Genomic DNA, 25,701 nt, shown 5'->3' with positions numbered 1-25,701 from the left:
TTCCCGCCTGCTATCGAAACGGTTTTCCGAGAAATCATGTCGCCCCGAAACGCCCGACCCTCAGGCGATGCGGGCAATCGACGAAGCCGGTCAAGCATGAAGAAAAAGGCGCGTCAATATGCGCAGTGCCGGTAATTTTTCAGATCGCCTGAAAAATCCGATTTCGATGCATACGTTTAGGACAAGACCTAATCCGATAACCGAAACTGTCGGTTTAAATATAAAACGCCACTGACAATTCAAAATAAACCGCACGCTTGCTCGACGTTTTAGCTATGTTTCGATGACTGCGATACACGGGAATAACTCGCACTGTTCAGTTTCCGTCGGTCCGAACGGCCGGAACCGGATGGCAAGTAAAAATCGCGGCGCGGGCCGGAGCATGCATGCGCGGCCGAACAACCGCTGGAATGGCGGCGCGTATCGGCGGGCGTGGAGGATGCGTGGAAGAAACGTGGCGCCGTGGCAGATGGCGCGCGCAAAAAAAGACGCCCGCTGCACGCAGCGGGCGCGAATCCCAGTCAAGGAGGTGTCACACGAACTACGGGTTCAGATTACGGAATTCGTGCGTGACGGACAACGAATCGATTTCCATATCGATATGACGGGACCTGCTCAGGCCGGTATTTCCCGCGTCGAGCAATGGATCCCGCCGCCGCCCGACGCGATGCCGAGGATGTCGACCTGCACGATTGCCCGGCTCCCCGCGTACGGGCGGACGGCCGCGACCGCGGCCGCATCGGCTGCCGCATCGTTGAATTTCGGCATCACGAGCGCGCCGTTGCAGGTGTAGAAGTTGATGTAGCCGGCCGCGAAATGCGACATCTGCCGGTCGTTCAGCGTGGTTCCGGCGGACGTGCCGAAATTGACCGGCGGCACGAGTTCGACGATCTGCAGCGGTCGTCCGCTGGCATCGGTCTGGCCCGCGAGGCGCTGCCGGTTCGCATCCGTCAACGCGCGCTCGCCGGTCGAATTCGACGCGTCGTAGCAGCACGCGACCACACCGGGTGCCAGGAAACGCGCGTAAAAATCGACGTGGCCGTTCGTGATGTCGCTCTCGCCGGCCGGTGTCGCCACGCCATCGGCGCCCCCGGCGCCGCTGCCGCGCGGATAGGTCGCCGTGCCCGGCAACCAGATGATCTTGCGCACGCCGAGCGTGCGCTGCAATTCGGCGAGCACGGTATCCTTCGCGGTCGGCAACAGCGTCGCGCGCGCAATCGCGCCGTTCGGAATGTCGAACAGTTGCGGATTGCGATTCACGTGCAGCACGGCCGACTCGGTCAGGATCGCCGTGGCGTCGCCGTCGAATTCGATCGCGCCGCCTTCGAGCGTCAGGGTGCTCCGGATCAGCGGCACGCCTTTCGTCTGCGCCATCCACCCCGCCACCGCGCTGTCGCGGCCGAACGGCTGGAAGAACTTGCCCGCCTTCGACCGGTTGCTCGCCGCCGCGATCTCCGGCGGGATCGTCGTCCCCGGACTCAGGCCGGCGCCGTCGGTGTTCGCGTTGCCCCAGCCGTTGAAATTGAAGCCGACCGCGTTCAGCACGTTGCCGTTGGCCGTGTCCCTGACGAACAGGCACCCGGTATCGCGCACCCAGAAATCGTTGAAACCGCCGTCGAGCGGCACGAGGTTGACCCCGCCCGTGCCGGCCGCGCGCGCCGCATAACGTGCATGCAGGTCGGGATTCGCGGCGCTCGCGGTCGCGAGCAGCGCGCGCGCCGCATCCAGATCGGCCGGCAGCACCAGCATGTCGACCGGTTCGGTCGCGCCGATCGCCTTCGCGACGTCCATCAGGTCGGCCCGGACGCGATCGATGCCGGCGTCCGTACTCTGCGGCGTGACCGGTGTCCAGATGCCGTCCGCGCCGGATGCGAACGCCATGAGCGTCGACGCGTGCGGTGCGTCTTCGGCCGGCAGCCGGTAGGCGGCTTGCCGCACCGCCGGCGTCGACGGCGCCGTACGTGGCGTGGCGGCCGCCCCGGAACCGTCACCGCCGCCGCATGCGGCCAGGCTGCCCAGCAGCGGCATGCCGAGCCACGCGGCCGAACGGCGGATGAAGCCGCGCCGGCCGGCATCCGGCAGGTGCCGCACCAGCATGCCCGTGCCCGCACGGGTGTGTTTCTTCGTCATGTATTCAACTCCTTGGCGCAGCCGGCGTGCACACGTGCGCGCCGGCGTCCGTCCCTCGGGACGGATTCCGCATTATTTTCAGTAGTCCGTAAAGACCAGGCGAGAAAGGCGGCCGCCGGGCCGGTCACGCGGACCGGTCCGGGGCCGTGCTCAGGCCGGCTGCTGTTGCGTCGTGCAGTGGATGCCGCCGCCGCCCGCGGCAATGGCGTCGATGTTCAGCTGAATGACCTCGCGGCCGGGGAACAGGTCGACGAGCGTGTCGCGCGTATTGCGGTCGGCGCGGCTGTCGCCGAATTGCGGCGCGATTACCGCGCGGTTGCACACGTAGAAATTGATGTAGCCGGCCGCGAACTCGTCGTTCTCGTACGTATGCCGGACGGTCTTCGGCCCCGGCAGCACGACGACCTTCAACGGCCGCCCCTTCGCATCGGTGGATTTCCGCAGGATCTCCAGATGCTGCCGCGTCACCGCGTGATCGTACGACGACGGGTCCGTGTCGAGCCCGGCCACCACGACGCCGGGGCTCGTGAAGCGCGCGTAGAAGTCGGTATGCCCGTCGGTGATGTCCTTGCCGGCGATGCCGGGCAACCAGATGATCTTCTTCAGCCCGAGCAGGCGGCTCAGCTCGGCCTCGCACTGTGCCTGGCTGACGCGCGGATTGCGGTTCGGATTGAGCACGCAGCTGCGCGTAATGATCGCGGTGCCCTCGCCGTCCACCTCGATGCCGCCGCCTTCCAGCACCAGCCGCGTGTCGACCAGCCGCGCACCGGCGCGTTCGGCCACGAACGGCGCGACCTCCGCGTCCCGGTCGTGCTCCTGCTTGTTGCCCCAGCCGTTGAAATTGAAGCTCACGCCGCCGAGCTGGCCCGACGCGTTCTTCACGAACACGGGCCCCGTGTCGCGCATCCACAGATCGTCGACCGGATGCTGGACGAGTTCGACCGACGCGCCGCACAGCCGCGACGCGATCGCGTAGTCCTGCTCGCGCACCAGCATCTTCAGCGGCTCGTGCGCGGCGATCGCCTTCGCGACGGCCGCGAGATTCTCGCGCACCGCCGGCAGCAGCCGCGCGCCCCAGATGTCCTCGCTCGGGCCGAACGCCATCCAGGTCGCCGTGTGCGGCGCGCCCTCGTCCGGCATATGCCAGATCGCGCCCTGCTGCGCGTGCGCGGCGCGTCCGAGCAAGCCGCCCAGCGCGCTGGCGGCCAGCGCCGCACCCGATACGGACAGGCCGCGTTTCAACAGTTGACGTCGTGTGGTCATGGCATTCCTCTTTCTCTTGCCGGTTGCTTCGGTTGCTTCGGTTGCTTCGGTTGCTTCGGTTGCTTCGGTTGCTTCGGTTGCTTCGGTTGCTTCGGTTGCTTCGATGGTTTCGATGGTTTCGATGGTTTCGATGGTTTCGATGGTTTCGGGGCGGGCCGTCACGGTCGCGCCGTCTTGAAACCGAGCCAGGTCCGGCCCTCCAGCCGCATCACGGCCGGCGATTCGGCGATCGGCGTGAACAGTGTGCGCCGGGTGGCCTCGTCCGGATAGACGCCCGGATCGCGAACCAGCGCCGGGTCCATCAGCTTCAGCGCCCCCTGGTTCGCATTCGCGTAGCGCGTCGCGTTCGAGATCTTCGCGACCACGTCCGGACGCAGGATATAGTTGATGAACGCATGCGCGTTGTCCGGATGATTCGCGGACGCCGGGATCACCATCGCGTCGAACCACATCAGGCTGCCGATGCGCGGAATGTCGTACACGATGTCGCGCTTCGGGTCGCTTGCCTTCGCCTTCTGCGCGGCCAGGTTGATCGCGCCGGAGAAGCCGATCGTCACGCACAGCTCGCCGTCGATCAGCTCGTTGGCGTCGGACGAACCGACGAATTCGCGGATGAACGGCCGGACCTTCATCAGCATCGCCTGCGCGGCCGCGTAATCCTGCGCGGACGGGTGCATCGGATCGCGGCCGATGTAGCGCAGCGCCAGCGGCAGCACCGTGCTCGCCGAGTCCTGCAGGCCCAGCCCGCACCGGGCCGAGACGCGCGCCGCGAGCGCCGGGTCGAACAGCAGGTCGAGGCTGTCGGCCGGCATGTCCTTGCCGAGGATCGCGCTCACCTTCGCGCGGTCGTAGCCGACGCCGACGGTGCCCCACATGTACGGCACGCCGTACTGGTTGCCGGGATCGGATTGCGCCATCTGCTTCAGCAGCGAGGGATCGAGATACTTCAGGTTCGGCAGGCGGCTCTTGTCGAGCTTGCGATAGACGCCGGCCTGTATCTGCCTGGCCATGAAGTCGTTGGTCGGCCACACGAGGTCGTACCCGCTGTTGCCGGTCAGCAGCTTCGACTGCAGCGTCTCGTCGCTGTCGTACGCGTCGTAGCGCACCTTGATGCCGGTTTCCTTCTCGAACGACGACACCGTATCCGGCGCGAAGTAGTTGCTCCAGTTGTACAGGTTCAGCACCTTGTCCTCGTCGGCGCGGGCCGCGCCGGCCAGCGCGCACAGCGCGAGGCCCGGTGCCGCGAAACGCAGCCATCCCTTCCGTTTCATCGCGGCCCCCTTATCGATAGCAGGACGATACGCCGTCGCTGGTCAGCAACGTGCGATACATCTCCGGGCGGCGATCGCGGAAGAAGCCCCACGATTGCCGGTCGGCGCGTATCGCGTCGAGGTCGAACGCATGCACGAGCACGGCTTCGTCGGTGCGGTTCGCTTCGGCCCGCTTCTCGCCGGTGTGATCCGCGATGAAGCTCGAGCCGTAGAACACGCCGGTCAGCCCCTGCTGCTGCGGATTGTCGTTGCCGAAGCCGACCTCGCGGCCGATCCGGTTCGCCGCCACGACCGGCACCATGTTGGCCGCCGCATGGCCCTGCATCGTGCGCTGCCAGTGGCCGGCCGAATCGAACGCGCTGCTGAACGGCTCCGAGCCGATGATGGTCGGAAAGCACAGCAGCTCCGCGCCCATCAGCGCGAGGCTGCGCGCCGTCTCCGGATACCACTGGTCCCAACAGATGCCGATGCCGATCCGGCCGAAGCGCGTGTCCCACACCTTGAAGCCGGTGTCGCCGGGCGTGAAATAGAACTTCTCCGTATAGCCGGGCCCGTCCGGGATATGCGTCTTGCGATAGACGCCGAGCACGCGCCCGTCGGCGTCCGCCACGGCGACCGAGTTGTACGCGGCATTGCCCGCGCGCTCGAAGAAGCCGATCGGCAGCACGATGCCGAGTTCACCGGCCAGCGCCGCGAACCGGGCGATCTGTGCGTTGCCTTCGAACGGCTGCGCGAGTTCGAGATGGCGCACGTTCTGGTCGAGGCAGAAATACGGCATCGCGAACAGCTCCGGGCACAGCACGAGATTCGCGCCCTGCGCGGCGGCCGCGCGGATCAGGCGCTCCGCGGTGGCCATGTTGTCTTCGAGATGCCAGCTGCCCGACGCCATCTGCACGGCGGCGACGGTGATGTGTTTGGACGGCACGGCGAGTGCTCCCCGGTAGAACCGTAAGACCGCTGACGAAAGGCCGCTCAGTGCGGGATGGAAGGCTGCTGCTGCGTCGAACAGTGGATGCTGCCGCCGCCGATCGACAGCGTCGGGATCGGCAACATCTCCACCTTGCGCCCCGGGAACGCTCGACTGAATGCATCGTGCGCGGCCCGATCCTGTTCGACGCCGAACGCGGTCACGATCACGGCGCCATTCACCAGAATGTAGTTCGCGTAACAGTCGCAGTAGCGCTCGGAGCCGAAGCGTTCGCCGACGATCGGCGACGGCAGGTCGAGCAGCTCGAACCGGCGCCCGGCCGCATCGGTTGCGAGTTCCAGCGCACGGCGGTTCTCGCGCATCACGCGGTAATAGTCGCCCTGCTCGGGCAGCGCGGTCTGGCACAGCATCCGGCCGGGCGCGACGAACGACGCGATGCCGTCCACGTGCCCGTTCGTCTCGACTTCGTCCGGATTGCCGGGCAGCCACACGATCTTCTCGACGCCCAGCATGCGGCGGAGCTCCGCCTCGATCTCCGCGCGGCTCAGGTGCGGGTTGCGATTCGGATGCAGCAGGCAGCTCTCGGTGGTGACCAGCGTGCCTTGCCCGTCGACATAGAACGAGCCGCCCTCCAGCACCATGTGCGAGTTGAAGATGTCGGCGCCGGCCGCGCGTGCGATGTCCTGCCCGGCCTGCTGGCAACCGTCGTACGGCTGGTATTTCTCGCCCCAGCAATTGAAGCGGAACACGGCCGCGCCGAGCCCGTGCCGCTCGCTGACGAGGAAGACGGGCCCGCAATCGCGCAGCCAGTTGTCTTCGGCCTCGACCGGCAGCACGTCGACGCTCGCGCCCACCCGTTCGCGCGCGGCGTCGGCCTGACTGTGATGCACCGCCACCACGCAGCGCTGATAGCGGGCGATCGTCCGCGCGACCAGCGCGAATTCATCGCAAACCTGCGCGTAGTGGCTTCCCCACAGCGTTTCCCGGTCGTCAAGAACCGGCCATCCGAGCCAGGTGGCGTCCATGGATTCCCATTCGGCGGGCATCCGGTAACCGCGCTGGCGAGCATCGAAGCGACCCATCGATCTGCCTCCGTTGTGATTGATGGCCGATTGTGCGTCAGGTTAAACTTGATGAATATTGATATTTTTTGGCTTAATCAATCAATTCACCTCATATCTCGATGCAACGCGTTCCGTCCCTCAAGTTGCTGACCGGCTTCGAATCCGCGGCGCGGCTCGGCAATTTCTCGCGCGCGGCCGACGAGCTGCACCTGTCGCAATCGGCGATCAGCCACCAGATCCAGCAGCTCGAAGCGCAGCTCGGGCAACCGCTGTTTCGCCGGCGCGGCCGCGGCGTCGAGCTGACCATTGCCGGCGAGATCCTGCAGCGCAGCGTGCAGCGCGCGATGGACACGTTGCGCGGCGGGCTCGACCGCATCGCCACCTATCTGAACCCGGGGCTCGTCGTGCTGGTGTGTCCCGCACCGCTGCTGCACGGCTGGCTGCAACCGCGCCTCGACGCGTTGCAGCAGGCCCTGCCCGACCTGTGCCCGCTGCTGTCGACCGACGAAACCGCGCGCTATGTCGACGAAATCGACGTCGACATGACGATCGGCACGCGGCCGATGCTGCAGCCCGGCCTGATCGATATCCCGTTCATGCGGGACGAATGGGTGACGGTGTGCGCGGCACCGCTCGCGGAGCAGCTCGAACGCCTGCCGCGCGCCGAACATCCGCGGCACGCGGGCGTCGTCTGCCTCGAAGCGAGCCTGACCGACGAGCGCATGGCGACGGTGTTTCGCGAGCAGTTGTCGGCGTTCAGGATGCAGGCGATCTACGACGACCAGCGGCTCGTGCTGGACGCCGTGCTGCGCGGTCGCGGCCTCGCGTGCCTGCCGCGCCTCGTCGCGCAGGCCGGCATCGACCAGCGCGCGCTCGCCGTGCTCGACGATTACCCGCGCCTGCCCGGCACCACGTGGTGGCTGTCGCGCATGGAAGGCCCGTCGCGCTCGCCGATCGTCGAGCAGATGTTCGACTGGCTGGTCGAGCAAGGCCGCCGGTCGAGCGTGGCCGACCCGGCGCCCGCTTCCGGGCTGCCGCCGCTCGCGTAATCGCATGCCCCAAAAAAAACGTCCCGCCGGGCGGGCGGGACGTTCGTCATGACTCGGTGGCGCGCAATGCGCGGCCGATCACGGCTCGTGGCGCAGATACCCTTCCTTGCTCGGGTCGCGCATCCGCCACGACACGATGAGCGAGATCGCGCACAGCACGGTCACGTACCAGTAGAAGGTCTCCTCGCTGCCGACCGACTTGAACCACAGCGCGACGTATTCGGCCGAGCCGCCGAAGATCGCGTTCGCGACCGCATACGACAGGCCGACACCCATCGCGCGCACTTCCGGCGGGAACATCTCGGCCTTGATCAGGCCGCTGATCGACGTGTAGAAGCTGACGATCGCGAGCGCAACCGTGATCAGCACGAACGCCGCGACGGGGCTCGTCACGTCCTTCAGCGCGTGCATCAGCGGCACCGTGCCGATCACCGCGAACGCGCCGAACAGGATCATCGACGTACGGCGGCCGATCCTGTCGGACAGCGCGCCGAACACCGGCTGCATCAGCATGTAGACGAGCAGCGCGACGGTCATCACGTTGCTGGCCGTCTTCGCATGCATGCCGGCCGTGTTCACGAGGTACTTCTGCATGTAGGTCGTGAACGTGTAGAAGATCAGCGAGCCGCCGGCCGTGAAGCCGACCACCGTGAAGAACGCGCCCTTGTGCTGCCACACGCCGCGAATCGTGCCCGCGTGCTTCTTGTCGCGCGATTCGTTCGTCGACGTCTCGTCGAGCGACTTGCGCAGGTACAGCGAAATCAGCGCGGCCGCCGCGCCGACCACGAACGGAATGCGCCAGCCCCACGCCTTCAGTTCGTCGGACGACAGCGTCTGCTGCAGGATCACGAGCACCAGCAGCGCGCACAGCTGGCCGCCGATCAGCGTCACGTACTGGAACGACGCAAAGAAGCCGCGGCGGCCCTTCAGCGCCACCTCGCTCATGTAGGTCGCGCTCGTGCCGTATTCGCCGCCCACCGACAGCCCCTGGAACAGCCGCGCGACCAGCAGCAGCGCCGGCGCGAGCGCGCCGATCTGCGCATAGGTCGGCAGCACCGCGATCACGAGCGAACCGCCGCACATCATCAGCACCGAGATCATCATCGCGTTGCGGCGGCCATGACGGTCGGCGATGCGGCCGAACAGCCAGCCGCCGATCGGACGCATCAGGAAGCCCGCCGCGAACACGCCCGCCGTGTTCAGCAGTTGCGTCGTCGTGTTGCCGCTCGGAAAGAACGCCGGCGCGAAGTACAGCGCGCAGAACGAGTAGATGTAGAAGTCGAACCACTCGACGAGGTTGCCCGATGAGGCGCCGACGATGGCGAACACGCGCCGCCGGGTGTCATGCGCGGACAGCGCAGCTTGGTCGGTCTGGACGTCCATGGGTTGGTCTGTTCCTTATAGTACTTTCTGGGCGAGACGGCCGAGGCCGCCGCGTACGGTCGACGTGGCACCGGTTCCGGCGCACGGCGCTACGGAATTTTAGCGAAATGTAAAGTAACAGACTCTCCGGGTTCGTCCGGATGCAGAAAAATTTTCTCCTGCCACGTGTTCGTCATATGAAAACGCCAGCCCGCAGGCTGGCGTTCCATGCAAACTGTCCGGCGGAAGACGCTCAGACCCGCACCTCGGGCGGCACGTAGCGGCACTCGTAGCGCTTGCGCACGGTGCCGGCCTCGTCGACGCTTTCCAGGAACACGTCGAACTGCCAGAGCCGCGCCATGTGCTTGAGCACTTCGTCGCTGTCGTTCGACAGGTGGCGGTTGTCGGTCATGAAGTGGCGCAGCGTGAGGCTGCGGTCGCCGCGCGTGTTCACCGCCCACACCTGGATGTTCGGCTCGCGGTGATGGATGTCGTACTGCCTCGACAGCGCCTGCCGCACGTACTGGTAGCCGGAATCGTCGTGGATCGCCGACACCTCGAGCGAATCTCGCATGTCGTCGTCGAGCACCGAGAACAGCCGCATTTCGCGGATCAGGTTCGGCGACAGGTACTGCGCGATGAAGCTCTCGTCCTTGAAGTTGCGCATCGCGTAGTGCATCGCGGGCAACCACGGCGTGCCCGCGATCTCCGGGAACCACTTGTAGTCCTCGTCCGTCGGCGCTTCGCAGATCCGCCGGATGTCGCTCATCATCGAGAAACCGAGCGCATACGGGTTGATCCCGCTGTAGTACGGCTTCGTGACCGGCGGCTGGTAGACCACGTTGCTGTGCGAATGCAGGAACTCCATCATGAAGCCGTCTTCCAGCTTGCCCTGGTTGTACAGCGTGTTCAGCAGCGTGTAGTGCCAGAACGTCGCCCAGCCTTCGTTCATCACCTGCGTCTGCCGCTGCGGATAAAAATACTGGCCGATCTTGCGCACGATGCGGATCACTTCCCGCTCCCACGGCTCGAGCAGCGGTGCGTTCTTCTCCGCGAAATACAGCAGGTTCTCCTGCGGCTCGGGCGGATAGCGGCCTTCCTGCTCTTCCATCTGCTCGGGCTTCTTGCCCGGCAGCGTGCGCCACAGTTCGTTGACCTGCGACTGCAGGTACGCTTCGCGCTCGCGCCGCAGCGCGGCCTCCTTCGACAGCGACGGCTTCTGCGGCCGCTTGTAGCGGTCCACGCCGTAGTTCATCAGCGCATGGCACGAATCGAGCAGTTCCTCGACGCGATCGAGGCCGTAGCGCTCCTCGCATTCCGCGACGTAGTTCTTCGCATACACGAGATAGTCGATGATCGCGTGCGCGTCGGTCCACAGCCGGAACAGGTAGTTGCCCTTGAAGAACGAATTGTGCCCGTACGCCGCGTGCGCGATGACGAGCGCCTGCATCGTCATCGTGTTCTCTTCCATCAGATAGGCGATGCACGGATTCGAGTTGATGACGATTTCGTACGCGAGGCCCATCTGGCCGCGGCGGTAGCTCTTCTCGGTCGACAGGAAATGCTTGCCGAACGACCAGTGACGGTAGTTGACGGGCATCCCGACCGACGCGTACGCATCCATCATCTGCTCGGCGCTGATCAATTCGAGCTGGATCGGGTAGATGTCGAGTTCGTATTGTTCGGCGACCTGCGAAATGTGCGTGTCGTACTCCTCGAGCAGTTCGAAGGTCCAGTCGGACGGGCACGGCAGCGGCTTGCGTTCGGCAACGTTCATACGCGCTTCCTTTTGCCCGGAACCGGGCAAGTCGGCGGCCGGCGGCGACGGTTCGGCCTGCGCGCGTTGCTGCGATGCGGCAGGGCCGGCCGTGTCGTCGCCGGAAGGGCGCGGCTCGTAGCCGCGCGACTCGTTGTGCAGATGGCGCGTCGTCATGACATTTCCACCTGCTTTTCGAACAATTCGCGAAACACCGGGTAAATGTCGGCAGCCGATTCGACTTTCTTCATCGCCAGATGCGGCTGCGACAAGGCCAGTTGCGCGTATTCCAGCCACAGGTTCTGCTCTTCCGGCGCGACCTGGATATACGCGAAGTAACGCGTCTTCGTGAGGATATCCTCTTCCAGGATTTTGCGACACTTCGGCGAGTCGTCGGTCCAGTTGTCGCCGTCGGACGCCTGCGCACCGTAGATGTTCCACTCGGTCGGCGAGTAGCGCTCGTTCATCACCTTGCGCATCAGTTCGAGCGCGCTCGACACGACCGTGCCGCCGCTCTCCGTCGAATGGAAGAAGGTGTCCTCGTCGACTTCCTCGGCGCGCGTGTGGTGCCGGATGAACACGACCTCGATGCGCTCGTAGTTGCGCTTGAGGAACAGGTAAAGCAGGATGAAGAAGCGCTTCGAGAGATCCTTGCGCTGCTCGTCCATCGAGCCCGACACGTCCATCAGGCAGAACATCACGGCCTGGCTCGACGGTTGCGGCTGCTTCACGCGGTTGATGTAGCGCAGGTCGAACGGATCGATGAACGGAATCCGCCAGATGCGCCCCTTCAGGTGATGGATCTCGGCCTCGAGCACCGCGATTTCCGCGCGACGGTCTTCCGGGTCGCTCTGCAGCGCTTCCAGCTGCGCCTCGAGCTCGCGCAGCTCGTTGACGAGCGGCGAGCCGAGCGCGATGCGCCGCCCGAGCGCGCTGCGCAGCGAGCGCACGACGTCGATGTTGTTCGGCGTGCCTTCCGCCGACCAGCCCGCGCGCACGTTCTTCCAGCTCGGCACCGTCAGCAGGTGCGTCTTCACGAGGCGCGGCAGTTCGAGATCGTCGAAGAAGTACTGCATGAACTCGTCGCGCGACAGCTCGAACACGAAGTCGTCCTGCCCGTCGCCCTCGTTGCTCGCCTGGCTGCCGCCGCCGCCCGCGCCGCCCTGCGGGCGCGGGATCTTGTCGCCGCGCACGTAGTCCTCGTTGCCGGGGTGCACGTGTTCGCGGCGCCCGCCCGGCCCGTGCCGGAAACTCGGCTCCGCGATGTCCTTGCGCGGGATCGTGATGCTCTGCGTGCTCTGGATGTCCTTGATGCTACGGTCGCGCACCGCGTCCGACACGGCGCGACGAATGTAGTTCTTGACGCGACGCAGAAAGCGTTCGCGGTTGGCGATACTCTTGTTTTTGCCGGCCAGCCTGCGGTCGATGATTTGATGAAGCACTCCCGGTCTCCCGCTCGAATGTCGATATGCCGGGACGCTCGCCGCACATGCCGTCTGCCGTCATGCGGGCGGCGTCTCTGAAGACGCCCGCACGGCACCGCCGTACGGGCGCGGTACCGCGCGCGTCATGAGGACTTGCGCACGCGCAGGTACCAGTCGCAAAGCAGCCTCACCTGCTTCGGCGTATAGCCCTTCGCGACCATCCGGTTCACAAAGTCCTCATGCTTGCGCTGCTCCTCCGCCGAACCCTTTGCGTTGAACGAAATCACCGGCAGCAGTTCCTCGGTGTTCGAGAACATCTTCTTCTCGATCACGACGCGCAACTTCTCGTAGCTCGTCCACACGGGGTTCTTGCCGGCATTCGCCGCCCGTGCGCGCAACACGAAGTTCACGATCTCGTTGCGGTAATCCTTCGGATTGCTGATTCCCGCCGGCTTCTCGATCTTCTCCAGCTCCGCGTTCAGCGCGGCGCGGTCGAAGCTCTCGCCGGTGTCGTGATCGCGGAATTCCTGGTCCTGGATCCAGAAGTCGGCATATGTGACGTAGCGGTCGAAGATGTTCTGGCCATACTCCGAATACGACTCGAGGTACGCCGTCTGGATCTCCTTGCCGATGAACTCCGCGTAGCGCCCGGCCAGCACGTCCTTCACGAAGGACAGGTACTTCTGTTCGGTTTCCGGCGGGAACTGCTCGCGTTCGATCTGCTGTTCGAGCACGTACATCAGGTGCACGGGGTTGGCCGCGACCTCGCTCGAATCGAAGTTGAACACGCGCGACAGGATCTTGAACGCGAAGCGGGTCGACACACCCGTCATCCCTTCGTCCACACCCGCGTAGTCGCGGTATTCCTGATACGACTTCGCCTTCGGATCGGTGTCCTTCAGGTTTTCGCCGTCGTACACCTGCATCTTCGAGAACAGGCTCGAATTCTCCGGCTCGTGCAGGCGCGACAGCACCGAGAACTGCGACATCATCTTCAGCGTGCCCGGCGCGCACACGGCCTCGGCCAGCGACGAGTTGCGGATCAGCTTCTCGTAGATCTTGGTCTCTTCCGACACGCGCAGGCAGTACGGCACCTTCACGACGAAGATCCGGTCGAGCAGTGCCTCGTTGTTGCGGTTGTTGCGGAACGCCTTCCATTCCGACTCGTTCGAGTGCGCGAGGATGATCCCGTCGAACGGAATCGCGCCGAAGCCCTCGGTGCCCTTGAAGTTGCCTTCCTGCGTGGCGGTGAGCAGCGGGTGCAGCACCTTGATCGGCGCCTTGAACATTTCGACGAACTCGAGCAGGCCCTGGTTCGCGAGGCACAGGCCGCCCGAGTAGCTGTAGGCGTCGGCGTCATCCTGCGCGTACTGTTCGAGCTTGCGGATGTCGACCTTGCCGACCAGCGACGAGATGTCCTGGTTGTTTTCGTCGCCTGGCTCGGTCTTCGCGATGCCGACCTGCCGCAGGATCGACGGATAGCGGCGCACCACGCGGAACTGGCGGATGTCGCCGTTGTATTCATGCAGGCGCTTGACGGCCCACGGACTCAGGATGCTCTTCAGGTAGCGGCGCGGAATGCCGTACTGTTCCTCGAGGATCGGGCCGTCTTCGTCGTAGTCGAACAGCCCGAGCGGCGATTCGTTGACGGGCGAGCCCTTCAGCGAATAGAACGGCACGCGCTCCATCAGTTGCTTCAGACGCTCGGCGATCGACGACTTGCCGCCGCCCACCGGGCCAAGCAGATACAGGATCTGCTTCTTCTCTTCGAGCCCTTGCGCGGCGTGACGGAAATACGCGACCACCTGCTCGATCACTTCCTCCATTCCGTAGAACTCACGGAATGCGGGATAGACCTTGATGACCTTGTTCGCAAAGATCCGCGACAGGCGCGGCTCGTTGCGGGTATCGATGTGTTCAGGTTCCCCGATTGCTTCCAGCATGCGTTCACCAGCCGTCGCGTACGCGGATGGATCGTTCTTGCAGAGCGCGAGGTACTCCTCCAGCGAGAGCTCTTCCTCTCGCGTCTTTTCGAAGCGGTTCGCGAAGCTGCTGTAAATATCCATGCTACCTCCCTCGCCTGAGTCTGAAGACGTGCCTGCCTTCGTACGACTGCGCAGAAGCAAGCGCGTTCGAATTCATCCTAAACCCTTTCTTATTTTTTTTCACGAACTCTTCGTATGAAGTTCGTCATTCTCGACAACACCGCTTGGACAACGCATTTCGTCGCTTTACAATCGATCTCCCGAGCCGCAGAAACTGCATCCGCCGCGTCTCGTCGAACACCGGAACGTCTTGTGCGTTGGACACATCCGACGTCGTCGCTTCTCCCCTTCTTCCCTATACGTTCGAGCGACCGTTTGCGACGACACGTTGCGCACGCCGTTACAATTTTTTTTCGCACACCCCTTACGGAGATACCCGTATCACGGTTGCGAAAACATCGGGCGCACCTGTGCACATCTCTGTCGAGACCTGTCGCGCGATGCACGCGACGATGCGCGATCGTCAATCATGCGCATCGCGCCTTCACATTTTTCTGTCGCGAAAACAACAACGCCCGCATGTCGCGGGCGTCGTTCGTCACCAAATGGGGATAGATGCGCGGCGCGCGCGAATCAGAAGGTTTCCCAGTCGTCGGCGCCGGCCGTCGCCGCAGCCTGCGCGGGCGCTGCGGGCGCAGCGACCGGCTTGCGTGCCGGCGTCGCCGCGGCCACGCGTTTCGGCGCCGCATCGCGATCCTCGCGCGCTGCCGCCTGAGCGGGCGCCGCAACCGGCGCAACGGGCGCGGCAGGCGCACGCGCCACGTGACGCGCCGGGACCGGTGCCGCGGCGCCCGGGCGCGCCGCCTCGTCGACGAGCTGGAACACCGCGGCCGTTTCGCGCAGGCGTCCGGCCTGTTCGTCGAGCGACTGCGCGGCGGCCGCGGCTTCCTCGACGAGCGCCGCATTCTGCTGCGTGACCTCGTCCATCTGCGCCACCGCGCGCGCCACCTGGTCGATCCCGCCGCTCTGCTCCTCGGACGCCGCCGCGATCTCGCCCATGATGTCCGTCACGCGCTGCACGGCGCCGATCACGTCGCTCATCGTGCGTCCGGCTTCGTCGACCAGCGTCGACCCCGAGCGGATGCGCTCGACCGACGCATCGATCAACACCTTGATCTCCTTGGCGGCGGTCGACGAACGCTGCGCCAGGCTGCGCACCTCGCCCGCGACGACCGCGAAACCGCGACCTTCCTCGCCGGCGCGCGCGGCTTCGACGGCCGCATTCAGCGCAAGAATGTTGGTCTGGAACGCGATTCCCTCGATGATCGCAATGATGTCCGCGATCTTCGCCGAGCTGTCGTTGATCTCACCCATCGTGCCGACCACCTGGCCGACCACCGTATTGCCCTTGTTCGCAATCTCCGACGCATTCGCGGCCAGCGCACTCGCCTGGCGCGCATTGTCCGCGTTCTGCTTCACGGTGCCGGTCAGCTGTTCCATGCTCGACGCGGTTTCCTGCAACGCCGCGGCCTGCTCCTCGGTGCGCGACGACAGGTCGATGTTGCCGGCCGCGATCTGGCGCGCCGCGGTCGCGATCGATTCGCTGCCGCCGCGTACGGTACGCACCGTGTCGACGAGCCCGCGCTGCATCTTCGCGAGCCCCTCGAGAAGCTGGCCCATCTCGTCGTGCCGCTCGACGACGATCGGCCGGCGCAGGTCGCCGGCGGCGATCGCGTCGAAATGCGTGAGCACGTCGGTGATCGGACGGTCGATCGCGCGGCTCAGCGTCAGCCACGACGCCAGCGCGGCGCCGAAGCCCGCCACCAGCGCGACGATCGACAGCACCCGCAACAGGTCGTATACCGATTCCGCGCGATCGAAGCGGGTTTGCGCATCGGTGAACTGGAAGTTGCGCAGCGCCTCGCTCGCGGTCGCGAGGTCGTTGTAGCGCACCTGGAGCTGCTTCGCGCCGTCGCCGATCTGGTCGTGCTGGTTCGCCCCGACCACGCTCGCAAACGCGTCGCACTCGTGCTGCAACGCCTGACGCTTCGCGGCAACATCCTGCGCAAGCCGGTCCTCTTCCGGGCCGCGCGGCAACGCAAGGTACTTCTGCCACCAGGTATCGGACTGCGCGCGCATCGCGCGGCTTCGCTCGATGGCCTCGGCCGCATCGGGCGTGCCGGCCAGCAGCGCTGCGCGGTCGAGCGCCAGGCGCTCGCGGGCGGCGTAGACCTCGGCCACCGAGACGTCGACCGCGCTGGGCATCTGGTTCGTGAAGATATCGCGCGTCGCGTCGTTGGCGCGTGTCATTCCGTACACGCCGAGCGCACCGATCACGCCCAGGAGTACCGCCAGAAACGCCATCGTGAAACCGATGCGCGCACGAATCGTCAGGTTTTTGAACACCATCATCCTTCCTGTGTTGCGTCGTGATAACGGGACAGGCCCGTCGCGTCGAAGAATTGCTCCGCTCGGTGCATTTACGACAGCACACTGCACAACTTGATGGTGTTTACGCGCTTTTTAAGAATTATTCGTCTGTTTATTACAATTGTCTGAACAAAAATTCGCGCTTTCATGAACGGCGAACGCGACACGACGGCACGCCGGCCGTCTGCGGCGACGGGCCGGTCGCGCCATGTGATCAGGCCCTGTCAGGCCAGCTCGGCCAGTGTCGGAATCGACGGCTGCGCGCCCGCTCGCGTGACCGACAGCGCCGCCGCGCGTTGCGCGAAGCGGATGGCCGTGTCGATGTCCGCGCCGGCCGCGAGCCGTGCGGAAAAGGCGCCGATGAAGGTATCGCCCGCCGCCGTCGTATCGACGGCCTGTACGGCCGGGGCCGGATAGTGCCGTGCGGCGCCGTCGGCCGTCAGCGCCAGCACGCCGCGCGCGCCGAGCGTGACCAGCACGTTGCGCGCGCCGCCCGCCTGCAGCGCCCGCGCCGCGATCTCCGCCTCCGCCGGATCGCGCACCGGCAGCGCGGTCAGCGCGGCCGCCTCGACCTCGTTCGGGATCAGGTAATCGACGAGCGGCAGCCAGCCGTCCGGCAGCGGCGCGACGGCCGGCGCCGGATTGAGCACCACGGTACGGCCGAGCCGACGGCCGGCCGACAGCGCCGCGAACACCGCGTCCGGCGGCGTCTCGAGCTGGCAGATCAGTACGTCGGCCGACGCCAGCGCGGCTTCGTGCCGCGCAACCGTGTCGGCCGTCACCTCGCCGTTGCCGCCCGCAACGATCACGATCGCGTTCTGGCTCGCATCGTCGACGACGATCAGCGCAACGCCGGTCGATGCCGACGGGCTCGTCGCGAGCCCCGTGCAGTCGATACCCTCGGCTTCGAGGCCCGCACGCAGCGCGGCGCCGTGCGCATCCGCGCCGACGCAGCCGATCATCGCGACCTGCGCGCCGAGCCGCGCGGCGGCGACGGCCTGGTTGCCGCCCTTGCCGCCCGCAGCCTGGGCGAACGCATGCCCGGCGAGCGTTTCGCCCGGCAGCGGCAGCCGCGGTGCGCGAACGACGAGATCCATGTTGAGACTGCCGACCACCGTCACGCGGCCGGCGCCTGTCGCGGGCGCCGTCATGCGCGCCCGCCCGGGGCCGGCGGTTCGCGGTAGATTGCCGTCGATTCGCGCAGCACGAGGCGTGGCGACACGACGCGACGGCGGCTCGGCGCGGCCGTCGATCCGCCGCCGATCCGCTCGATCAGCGTCTGCGCGGCCATTTCGCCGAGCGCGCGCACCGACTGGCCGACCGTCGACAGCGCCGGATACGTGTAGCGGGAAAACTCGATGTCGTCGAAACCGATGATCGAGCAGTCGTCGGGCACGCGCATGCCGCGCTCGGCCGCCGCGCGCAGCGCGCCGACGCCCATCAGGTCGTTGCCCGCGAAGATCGCGCTCGGCCGCACCGATTCGAACAGCCGCGACGCCGCGTGATAACCGCCGAGGCACGAGAAATCGCTCTCCGCGATCGCGCCCGGCACGATGTCGATCCCGCGCTCGGCCATCGCGCGGATGAAGCCGTGCACGCGCATCGCGCTGACGGCCGTGTCGGTCGGCCCCGTGATGCAGCCGATCTTCGCGTGTCCCAGTTCGAGCAGATGGCGCGTCGCCAGGTACGCGCCGCGCTCGTGGTCGATCTGCACGAGGTCGGCGGCGAGCCCCTCGATGTTGCGATCGACGACGACGAGCGGCGCATGGGCGTCCGCGAGCGTCTCCGCCAGCACCGCGTCCTCGCCGGCCGACGCGACGATCAGCCCGTCGATCCGCTTTTCCTGCAGCACGCGCAGGTAGTTGCGCTGCTTCACGGGATCGTCGTCCGAGTTGCAGAAGAACACGCAATAGCCGTTGGCCGCGCACTGATCCTCGATGCCGCGCGCAAGCTCCGCGAAGTACGGATTCGTGCTGTTCGGCACGACGAGGCCGATGGTCGCCGTCGCGCGCGCCTTCAGCGAGCGCGCCACGGCCGACGGCACGTAATTCAGCTCGCGGATCGCGCCTTCGACCTTCGCACGCACATCCGCGGACACCGGCCGCGAATTGTTCACCACGTGCGAGACGGTCGTAAACGACACGCCCGCCATGGCCGCCACATCCTTGATCGTCGCCATTTCCCGTTTCTCTCTGGTCTGTTCTGTCTGACTTTCTACCGCACGCGCGTGCGCCGGCTGCGATATGTATCGAGCACGACCGCCACCACGATCACTGCACCAGTGATGATCCGTTTCGTCGGCTCGTTCGCGCCGATCTGCGCCAGCCCCGCGGCCAGCACGGAGATGATCAACACGCCGAAAAACGTGCTGATCACCGAGCCGCGCCCGCCCATCAGGCTCGTGCCGCCGATCACGACGGCGGCGATCACCTGCAGTTCGAGGCCCACGCCCGCATTCGGGTCGGCCGCCTCGAGCCGCGAAATCTGGAACAGCGACGCAAGCCCCGCGAGCGCGCCCATCAATGCGAATACGAGAATTTTATACGGCCTCGGGTTAACCCCTGCAAGTCGCACCGCTTCCTCGTTCGTGCCGATCCCGACCAGGTAGCGTCCGAATACGGTGCGCGTCAGCACGAACTGGGCCGCGAGCATCACCGCAACCGCGATCAGGAACGCCGGCGAGATGCCCAGCGCGATCGGGTTCGACAGGAAATCGAACGCGTCGCCGATATAGGCCGTGCGCGAATTCGTCAGCTGGTACGCAAGGCCGCGCGCGGCCTCCAGCACGCCGAGCGACACGATGAACGACGGAATCCGCCAGCCGACCGTGACCGCGCCCGTCAGTGCACCCGTCGCGGTTCCGACCGCGATGCCGATCAGCGCGGCCGGCAGCGGCCCCCATTGCCATTTCAGCGCGGCGACGCTCACCATCGACGCGGCGAGCGCAAGCACCGAGCCGACCGACAGGTCGATCCCGGCGATGATCAGCACGAAGGTCATCCCGACCGCCATCACGACCAGATCGGGAATCTGGTTCGCGATCGTGCTGAACGTATCGTAGGTCAGGAAATGCGAGCTCAGCACCGAGAACAGCACGATCATCGCGGCCAGTGCGCCGGCGAGCCCGAGATAGTTCGACAGGCCGAGCCGCGTGCCGGACAGCATGCGTGCGCCGCGCCCGGTCGCGGTCTGCCGCGCGTCTGCGTCGGCCGGGGATACGGGAGGCTGGGTCATTGCTGTCGTCCTGTCGTCGAAGTGCCTGGAGCGGCGCCCGGCGCCTGCCCCGCGTCCGGATGCCGCGTGCCGTCCGGCGGCGTCTCGCGGCCGAAGCCGGCGAACGCCGCGGCCAGCAGCGCATCCTGGGTCCAGTTGCCGCGCTCGAACACGGCGGTCATGCGGCCGGCCGACATCACGCCGATCCGGTCGCAGATCAACATCAGCTCGCGCAGGTCGCTCGACACGACGACGAGCGCGCGGCCCTCGCGCGCGAGCGCACCCATCAGCGTGTAGATCTCGAACTTCGCGCCGACATCGATCCCGCGGGTCGGCTCGTCGAACAGCAGCACGCCCATGTCGCGCGCGAGCCAGCGGCCGATCACGACCTTCTGCTGGTTGCCGCCCGACAGTTCGCCGACCGTTTGCGTCGCGCCGTGCGTGCGGATCCGCAGCGCGTCGATCTGCTGCTCGGCGAGCGCGGTTTCGCGCGCGGTGTCGACGATGCCGCCGCGCGCGAGCCGGTCGAGCTGACCGAGCGACACGTTCGCAGAGATCGACTGCGACAGCAGCAGCCCTTCGCCCTTGCGGTCCTCGGTGATCAGCGCGATGCCCTGCCTCACCGCATCGACGGGCGAACCGATCCTGACCGGCTGCGGCGGCTGGCCGACCGCGATCGTCCCGGCGTCCGGCGAATCGGCGCCGTAAATCAACCGGAGCAGCTCGGTGCGCCCCGCGCCGATCAGCCCCGAGATGCCGAAGATCTCGCCCGCGCGTACTTCGAGCGAGATGTCGCGCACCGCCGTCCCGCGTGCGAGGCCCGACACGACGAGCCGCGGCGCGCCGATCCGGCGCTCGCCGAGATCGATGTGCTCGCCGAGCTCGCGCCCGACCATCAGCGTGACGAGCCCGTCGGACGTCGTCGCCGCCATGTCGCCCGCATGCACGAGCCGGCCGTCGCGCAACACAGCGACACGCTCGGCGACGCGCGCCAGTTCCTCGAGCCGGTGCGAGATATACACGATCGCGACACCGCGCGCCTTCAGCCGGTCGATCTGCTCGAACAGCAGCTCGACTTCGCGCGCGCTCAGCATCGCGGTCGGCTCGTCGAGAATCAGCACGCGGCAGTCGCCGATCAGGTTGCGCGCGATTTCGACCATCTGTTGATGACCGATGCCCAGCGCGCCGACCGGCGTATCGGGATCGATCGCGTCGAGCCCGACCTGCGCCATCGCGGCGCGTGCGTCGTCGCGCAACCGCGCGCGGTCGATGATCCCGAAGCGCCGCGGCAGGCGGTTCAGGAACAGGTTCTCGGCGACGGTCAGCGTCGGCAGCAGGTTCAGTTCCTGCATCACCATGCGCACGCCGAGCGCCTCGGCCTGCGCGCGGCTCGCCGGCGCATACGGCTGGCCGCCGAGCTGCATCGTGCCGGCGGTCGGCTCGACGAGCCCGCCGATGATCTTCGACAGCGTGCTCTTGCCGGCGCCGTTCTCGCCCGTCAGCGCCAGCGCGTGGCCCGGCTCGAGCGCCAGCGTGACGTCGGCGAGCACGGGTTCGGCGTAGGTCTTGCCGATGCCGGATACGGACAGCACGGGAACGGCTGCACGGGAGGGTTGGAAGGTCGGGTCCATCGCGATCCTGGTTGCGGCCGCGCGCACGCGGCGCGCGGGTGTGACGCTCACAAGTGCATGTGCATGCAGTGGCCGTGATCGCGCTCACCCCGGATAACGGCCGCCGTGCCGGATTCTTGAGGATGGCGGCGGCCGCACCCGGGCCGCGTCACTTCGTGACGAGATCCACCGGCGTCTCGACCACGCCCGACATGTCGGCCTGCTTGCGATGCTCGGCGATCGCCTTGAGCGCCGTATCGATGCCGAACACGGCCTGCTTCGCCGCGTACTGGTCGGCGGTCGCGAGCACGCGGCCGTCCTTCAGCATCGGCTTGATCGCGTTGATGTTGTCGTAGCCGACCACGAGCACCTTGCCCTGCTTGCCGGCCGCGCGCACCGCCGACACGGCGCCGATCGCCATGTTGTCGTTGCCGCACAGCAGCGCCTTCAGGTTCGGGTATTCGTTGAGCATTGCAGCGGCGACCGCATTGCCCTTGTCGATTTCCCATTCGCCCGACTGCACCGACACGACCTTCATCCCGCCCGCCTTCATCGCGTCCTGGAAGCCGGCCGTGCGCTGCTGCGCGTTGGTCGTCGTGGATACGCCCTCGACGATGCCGACCTGGTCGCCCGCCTTCAGCCGCTTCGCGAGATAGTCGCCGATCTTGCGCGCGCCCTTGCGGTTGTCCGGGCCGACGAACGGCACGTTCAGGTTCTTCGACTTCAGCACGTCGGGATCGAGCCGGTTGTCGATGTTCACGACGATGATGCCCGCATCGACCGCCTTCTTCACGACCGGCACGAGTGCCTTCGAATCGGCCGGCGCCAGCACGATCGCGTCGACCTTCGACACGATCATCTGCTCGACGATGCGGATCTGGTTCGCGGTGTCGGTCTCGTCCTTGATGCCGTTGGTGATCAGGTCGAACTGGTTCGCGTTGTGTTTCTGGTATTCCTTCGCGCCGGTTTCCATCGTCAGGAAGAACTCGTTGGCGAGCGACTTCATCACGAGCGCGACCTTCGGCTTGGCCGTGGATTGTGCGTGGACGGCCGGGGTGGCGGCAACCGCGACGGCGGCAAGCGCGGCGGTCAGGAAGCGACGGCGAAAGAGGACATTCATACACATCTCCTGGCGACTGGCCCGAGTGGGCCGGATGTTGTTTTAATGTGAGCAAACGTTTGCGCCACACTACCCGGGCAATGGCCATCGATGCTGCTGTCGGTACCACGGAATGGAAGCGAGGCAGACGGCCGACTGCCTGGCGCGTGCTGTCGTCAACGCGCCGCCGCCGGCGGGCCGCCGGCGGCGTGACGGCTATGCTGTACCGATTCGCTTCGGCGCGCAACCTGTCTGATCAATATTTAAGGGTTTTTCTGAGTGCGTATCACACCGGGCCCTGCTGCGCCGGCTCGTCCGCATCGGCCGACGGCGCGTCGCCGAAGCGGTTCGCATGAGGCGTGCCGGCGATGAAGCCGTTCATCACGAACAACGCGAGCACGCCGACGATCGGCACGAACAGCAGCAGCATCCACCATCCCGACTTGTCGATGTCGTGCAGCCGTTTCACACCGACCGCAATCGACGACCACACCGCGACGACCGCGATGACGAACAGGAGCAATATCGCCGGCAGCGGCAGATTGTCATTCGGCGCACCGCTGGAGCCCGCATCGAAAAGCGCGCCGAGCACCGTGGAAGCCAGCGCGTAGATCCACCACGGCAGGCGCCCGACCCGGCCTTTGAAGGAAAAGAGAAACCATTTCAGATTCATTGCGTTCACCTCATCGTCACGCGTGTTGCGTGCTGCACGCTGCGCGACCGGCTGTCGGGTGTGCCGGTGCGGACACGCAGCGCGCGTTGCCCGATGAATGCGGGCTGGCCGACATTCACGCGCATTGAATCATATCCGCGGACAAACGACCCGCGGGACAGGGCGATGGGGGAAACCGGAACGGCGCGTTCGAACCTGCTGTCTTGTTCTTTTGATGGCAGCGGTACGCGTATCGATCGCCGCCTGGCGCGACGATCCGGGTTGGCAACCGCAATGCGGTCGATGGTTCGACGAACCGGACGACCGCGGAAGGCCGCCCGGCGGGTGGACTGGAGATGCGCGCCCTCCGCGCCGACGGCACGGAGGGTGCTGCCGTCAGACGGCTTCGCGCAACAGCCCTGCGATTTCCGCTTCGTTCAGGTGCGGCGCGAACATCTCGATCAGCCGGTACGCGTACGCACGCAGGAACGCGCCCTTGCGCAGCCCGACCCGCGTCGTGCTCGCTTCGAACAGGTGCTGCGTGTCGAGCGCGACGAGCCCCGTGTCGCGCTGCGGATCGTACGCCATCGCCGCGACGACGCCGATCCCCATCCCGAGTTCGACGTAGGTCTTGATCACGTCCGCATCGATCGCGGTCAGCACGACGTCGGGCACGGCGCCTGCCTGCGTGAACGCCTGGTCGATGTGCGAACGGCCCGTGAAATCCTGGTCGTACGTGATGATCGGATACTCGGCGATTTCCTCGAGCGTCAGGTTCTCGCGGCCGACGAGCGGATGGCCCTTCGGCACGACGACCGTGTGGTGCCACGAATAGCACGGGAACGTGACGATGTCCGGATAGCGGTCGAGCGCCTCGGTCGAGATGCCGAGATCGGCCTCGCCGTTCAGGATCATCTGCGCGATCTGCTGCGGGCTGCCCTGGCGCAGCGCCAGATGCACCTTCGGGAACACGTCGGTGAACTGCCGGATCACCTTCGGCAAGGCGTAGCGCGCCTGCGTGTGGGTCGTCGCGACGACGAGGTGGCCGCTGTCCTGGTCGGCGAACTGGCGCGCGACGCGGCGCAGGTTCTCGGCGTCGAGCAGCATCCGTTCGATCAGCTGGTGCACGGCCTTGCCGGGCTCCGTGAGCCCCGTCAGCCGCTTGCCGCGCCGGATGAAGATGTCGACGCCCAGCTCATCCTCGAGATCCTTGATCTGCTTCGACACGCCGGACTGCGACGTGTACAGCACGTTCGCGACTTCCGTCAGGTTCATGTTCTGGCGCACTGCTTCGCGCACGAACCGCAATTGCTGAAAATTCATGGGTATGCCTCTTAGGCTGTCGTTGTTTGATTGTCGAAACGGAGCGCGTTCCGCCCCCTGCCCCGCATGCCGGCGTCAACGCGCGGGAAACACGCGCACCGCGCGCGGCACGGCCGTCGCACCGTCGCCGACCTGCAGCGACAGCGCCCGCCATGCATCGCGATCGAGTTCCGCCTCGAGCGCGCCGCCGGCCCTCGCCTCCAGTTCCACGCGCACCGACCCGCCGAGCGGAATCACGCGACGCACGTCCACCGCGATGCCGTCGCGGTGGTCTTCGCCCGCCGGCCAGAGCTGCAGGTCGTGCGGCCGCACGTACGCGTTCGCCGGCCCGGCAAAATCGGCGTCGACCTCGATCGGTGCGGCCGCGCCCTCGGCGACGAAACCGCGCCCGGCGACCGTGCCCGGCAACCGGTTGGCCGCGCCGAGGAACTCGTACACGAACGCACTCTGAGGATGATCATAGACGTCCTGCGGGCTGCCGACCTGCTCGACGTGGCCGCGGTTCAGCACGACGATGCGATCGGCGACTTCCAGCGCCTCTTCCTGATCGTGCGTGACGAAGATCGTCGAGATATGCAGGTCGTCGTGCAGGCGACGCAGCCACCCGCGCAGTTCCTTGCGGACCTTCGCATCGAGCGCGCCGAACGGCTCGTCGAGCAGCAGCACCTTCGGCTCGACCGCGAGCGCCCGGGCCAGCGCGATACGCTGGCGCTGGCCGCCCGACAGCTCGGACGGATAGCGCTGCGCGAGCCAGTCGAGCTGCACCAGCTTCAGCAGCTCGTGCACCTTGTCGCGAATCGCGGCCTCCGACGGCCGCTCGCGGCGCGGCTTCACGCGCAGCCCGAACGCGACGTTCTCGAATACCGTCATGTGACGGAACAGCGCATAGTGCTGGAACACGAAGCCGACCTGACGGTCGCGCGCGCCGACCGACGCGACGTCGAGCCCCTGCAGCACGACCTGGCCGGCGTCCGCGTGCTCAAGGCCCGCGATCACGCGCAGCAGCGTGGTCTTGCCGCAGCCCGACGGCCCGAGCAGCGCAACCAGTTCGCCGGGCGGGAAGTCGAGCGATACGTTGTCGAGCGCCGTGAAATCGCCGAAGCGCTTCTGAAGGTGACGGACGGTGATACCCATTCTGGTTG

20 protein-coding genes are annotated in these 25,701 nt (G+C 66.3%); 2 read left to right on the top strand and 18 right to left on the bottom strand.

Translation table 11 applies throughout. The annotated features are described in order from the left end of the window. Positions 1 to 615: 615 nt before the first annotated feature. Together GQ57_RS15185 and GQ57_RS15180 are read right to left on the bottom strand one after the other, a co-directional pair. Positions 616 to 2,130 carry an agmatine deiminase family protein gene (locus tag GQ57_RS15185; protein WP_034198256.1) on the bottom strand — a complete coding sequence of 505 codons (1,515 nt, stop codon included), beginning with the start codon at positions 2,128 to 2,130 and terminating at the stop codon, positions 616 to 618. A gap of 150 nt (positions 2,131 to 2,280) precedes the next feature. After that, complete coding sequence (locus tag GQ57_RS15180) at positions 2,281 to 3,393, bottom strand: agmatine deiminase family protein (RefSeq protein WP_031398647.1); 1,113 nt, start codon at positions 3,391 to 3,393, stop codon at positions 2,281 to 2,283. Here GQ57_RS15180 and GQ57_RS41660 point away from each other — a divergent pair. Then, positions 3,392 to 3,571 (top strand): hypothetical protein, encoded by a 180-nt coding sequence (locus GQ57_RS41660; protein WP_152603257.1) that lies wholly within the window; start codon positions 3,392 to 3,394, stop codon positions 3,569 to 3,571. The genes GQ57_RS15180 and GQ57_RS41660 overlap by 2 nt on opposite strands. Here GQ57_RS41660 and GQ57_RS15175 read toward each other — a convergent pair. From GQ57_RS15175 to GQ57_RS15165, 3 genes are read right to left on the bottom strand one after another with little or no spacing between them, the layout of a single operon-like run. Then, positions 3,552 to 4,664, bottom strand: a complete 1,113-nt coding sequence (locus tag GQ57_RS15175; protein ID WP_031398646.1) for a polyamine ABC transporter substrate-binding protein — start codon at positions 4,662 to 4,664, stop codon at positions 3,552 to 3,554. The two genes, GQ57_RS41660 and GQ57_RS15175, sit on opposite strands and share 20 nt — an antisense overlap. A gap of 10 nt (positions 4,665 to 4,674) precedes the next feature. Further along, the gene (gene aguB / locus GQ57_RS15170; protein ID WP_031398645.1) at positions 4,675 to 5,589 is read right to left on the bottom strand and encodes an N-carbamoylputrescine amidase; all 915 of its coding nucleotides are present in this window, start codon (positions 5,587 to 5,589) and stop codon (positions 4,675 to 4,677) included. 47 nt (positions 5,590 to 5,636) lie between these two features. Continuing rightward, positions 5,637 to 6,674, bottom strand: coding sequence for an agmatine deiminase family protein (locus GQ57_RS15165; protein ID WP_034198255.1), 1,038 nt, complete (start codon positions 6,672 to 6,674; stop codon positions 5,637 to 5,639). Between the two features lie 101 nt (positions 6,675 to 6,775). On the opposite strand from GQ57_RS15165, the gene GQ57_RS15160 reads away from it, so the two are divergent. Then, positions 6,776 to 7,705, top strand: a complete 930-nt coding sequence (locus tag GQ57_RS15160) for a LysR family transcriptional regulator (protein ID WP_034198254.1) — start codon at positions 6,776 to 6,778, stop codon at positions 7,703 to 7,705. 78 nt (positions 7,706 to 7,783) lie between these two features. On the opposite strand, the gene GQ57_RS15155 is transcribed toward GQ57_RS15160, so the two are convergent. The 13 genes from GQ57_RS15155 to GQ57_RS15095 form a co-directional block, all read right to left on the bottom strand. Further along, a complete protein-coding gene (locus tag GQ57_RS15155; protein ID WP_031398642.1) occupies positions 7,784 to 9,088 on the bottom strand; it encodes an MFS family transporter in 1,305 nt (434 codons plus the stop codon). A gap of 232 nt (positions 9,089 to 9,320) precedes the next feature. Further along, a complete protein-coding gene (locus GQ57_RS15150) occupies positions 9,321 to 11,000 on the bottom strand; it encodes a SpoVR family protein (RefSeq protein ID WP_031398641.1) in 1,680 nt (559 codons plus the stop codon). Beyond that, positions 10,997 to 12,265 carry a YeaH/YhbH family protein gene (locus GQ57_RS15145; protein WP_031398640.1) on the bottom strand — a complete coding sequence of 423 codons (1,269 nt, stop codon included), beginning with the start codon at positions 12,263 to 12,265 and terminating at the stop codon, positions 10,997 to 10,999. The genes GQ57_RS15150 and GQ57_RS15145 overlap by 4 nt, the downstream gene beginning before the upstream one ends. Before the next feature lie 125 nt (positions 12,266 to 12,390). Then, complete coding sequence (locus GQ57_RS15140) at positions 12,391 to 14,313, bottom strand: PrkA family serine protein kinase (RefSeq protein ID WP_031398639.1); 1,923 nt, start codon at positions 14,311 to 14,313, stop codon at positions 12,391 to 12,393. A gap of 552 nt (positions 14,314 to 14,865) precedes the next feature. Beyond that, entirely contained in the window at positions 14,866 to 16,641 is a 1,776-nt protein-coding gene (locus GQ57_RS15135; RefSeq protein WP_031398638.1) for a methyl-accepting chemotaxis protein, read from the bottom strand. 245 nt (positions 16,642 to 16,886) lie between these two features. Beyond that, complete coding sequence (rbsK, locus tag GQ57_RS15130; protein WP_034198253.1) at positions 16,887 to 17,813, bottom strand: ribokinase; 927 nt, start codon at positions 17,811 to 17,813, stop codon at positions 16,887 to 16,889. Then, positions 17,810 to 18,841 (bottom strand): LacI family DNA-binding transcriptional regulator, encoded by a 1,032-nt coding sequence (locus GQ57_RS15125; protein WP_031398636.1) that lies wholly within the window; start codon positions 18,839 to 18,841, stop codon positions 17,810 to 17,812. Before GQ57_RS15125 ends, rbsK begins: the two co-directional genes overlap by 4 nt. Positions 18,842 to 18,876: 35 nt before the next feature. Beyond that, entirely contained in the window at positions 18,877 to 19,896 is a 1,020-nt protein-coding gene (locus GQ57_RS15120) for an ABC transporter permease (RefSeq protein ID WP_031398635.1), read from the bottom strand. After that, positions 19,893 to 21,506, bottom strand: a complete 1,614-nt coding sequence (locus tag GQ57_RS15115; RefSeq protein WP_034198252.1) for a sugar ABC transporter ATP-binding protein — start codon at positions 21,504 to 21,506, stop codon at positions 19,893 to 19,895. The genes GQ57_RS15120 and GQ57_RS15115 overlap by 4 nt, the downstream gene beginning before the upstream one ends. A gap of 148 nt (positions 21,507 to 21,654) precedes the next feature. Beyond that, complete coding sequence (locus GQ57_RS15110) at positions 21,655 to 22,605, bottom strand: sugar ABC transporter substrate-binding protein (protein WP_031398633.1); 951 nt, start codon at positions 22,603 to 22,605, stop codon at positions 21,655 to 21,657. 265 nt (positions 22,606 to 22,870) lie between these two features. After that, a complete protein-coding gene (locus GQ57_RS15105; protein ID WP_052001325.1) occupies positions 22,871 to 23,257 on the bottom strand; it encodes a DUF805 domain-containing protein in 387 nt (128 codons plus the stop codon). Positions 23,258 to 23,632: 375 nt separating this feature from the next. Then, on the bottom strand, positions 23,633 to 24,559 hold the full coding sequence (locus tag GQ57_RS15100) for a CysB family HTH-type transcriptional regulator (protein WP_006484201.1): 927 nt from the start codon (positions 24,557 to 24,559) through the stop codon (positions 23,633 to 23,635). A gap of 75 nt (positions 24,560 to 24,634) precedes the next feature. Continuing rightward, positions 24,635 to 25,693, bottom strand: coding sequence for a sulfate/molybdate ABC transporter ATP-binding protein (locus GQ57_RS15095; RefSeq protein ID WP_031398631.1), 1,059 nt, complete (start codon positions 25,691 to 25,693; stop codon positions 24,635 to 24,637). Positions 25,694 to 25,701: the final 8 nt, after the last annotated feature.

Source organism: Burkholderia sp. MSh2 (assembly GCF_000731655.1).
Classification (GTDB): Bacteria; Pseudomonadota; Gammaproteobacteria; order Burkholderiales; family Burkholderiaceae; genus Burkholderia; species Burkholderia paludis.
This window is presented reverse-complemented; position numbering and strand designations above follow the sequence as displayed.